At 46.8% G+C, this 976-nt stretch carries 1 protein-coding gene and 1 pseudogene; both read right to left on the bottom strand.

The window, feature by feature from the left end; genetic code table 11:
• A partial coding sequence (locus K0778_RS26400; RefSeq protein WP_001676991.1) for an IS1 family transposase occupies nt 1-64 on the bottom strand: 64 nt, incomplete at its 3' end.
• A gap of 247 nt (nt 65-311) precedes the next feature.
• Nucleotides 312-857: pseudogene (locus tag K0778_RS26395) on the bottom strand (IS4-like element ISVsa5 family transposase); the annotation flags it as partial.
• Nucleotides 858-976 lie beyond the last annotated feature (119 nt).

The following is a 976-nucleotide window of genomic DNA, read 5'->3' as shown; positions in this document are numbered from 1 at the left end:
TGCCGTTACGCACCACCCCGTCAGTAGCTGAACAGGAGGGACAGCTGATAGAAACAGAAGCCACTGGAGCACCTCAAAAACACCATCATACACTAAATCAGTAAGTTGGCAGCATCACCCGACGCACTTTGCGCCGAATAAATACCTGTGACGGAAGATCACTTCGCAGAATAAATAAATCCTGGTGTCCCTGTTGATACCGGGAAGCCCTGGGCCAACTTTTGGCGAAAATGAGACGTTGATCGGCACGTAAGAGGTTCCAACTTTCACCATAATGAAATAAGATCACTACCGGGCGCTGAGAGATCCCCTCATAATTTCCCCAAAGCGTAACCATGTGTGAATAAATTTTGAGCTAGTAGGGTTGCAGCCACGAGTAAGTCTTCCCTTGTTATTGTGTAGCCAGAATGCCGCAAAACTTCCATGCCTAAGCGAACTGTTGAGAGTACGTTTCGATTTCTGACTGTGTTAGCCTGGAAGTGCTTGTCCCAACCTTGTTTCTGAGCATGAACGCCCGCAAGCCAACATGTTAGTTGAAGCATCAGGGCGATTAGCAGCATGATATCAAAACGCTCTGAGCTGCTCGTTCGGCTATGGCGTAGGCCTAGTCCGTAGGCAGGACTTTTCAAGTCTCGGAAGGTTTCTTCAATCTGCATTCGCTTCGAATAGATATTAACAAGTTGTTTGGGTGTTCGAATTTCAACAGGTAAGTTAGTTGCTAGAACCCATGGCTCCTTTGCCGACGCTGAGTAGATTTTAGGTGACGGGTGGTGACAATGAGTCCGTGTCGAGCGCTGATTTTTTCGGCCTTTAGAGCGAGATTTATACAATAGAATTTGGCATGAGATTGGATTGCTGGCACTGTTGCAAAGTTAGCGATGAGGCAGCCTTTTGTCTTATTCAAAGGCCTTACATTTCAAAAACTCTGCTTACCAGGCGCATTTCGCCCAGGGGATCACCATAATAAAATGCTGAG

This window comes from Escherichia sp. XD33, from assembly GCF_019375075.1.
Lineage (GTDB): Bacteria > Pseudomonadota > Gammaproteobacteria > Enterobacterales > Enterobacteriaceae > Enterobacter > Enterobacter flexneri_A.
This window is presented reverse-complemented; position numbering and strand designations above follow the sequence as displayed.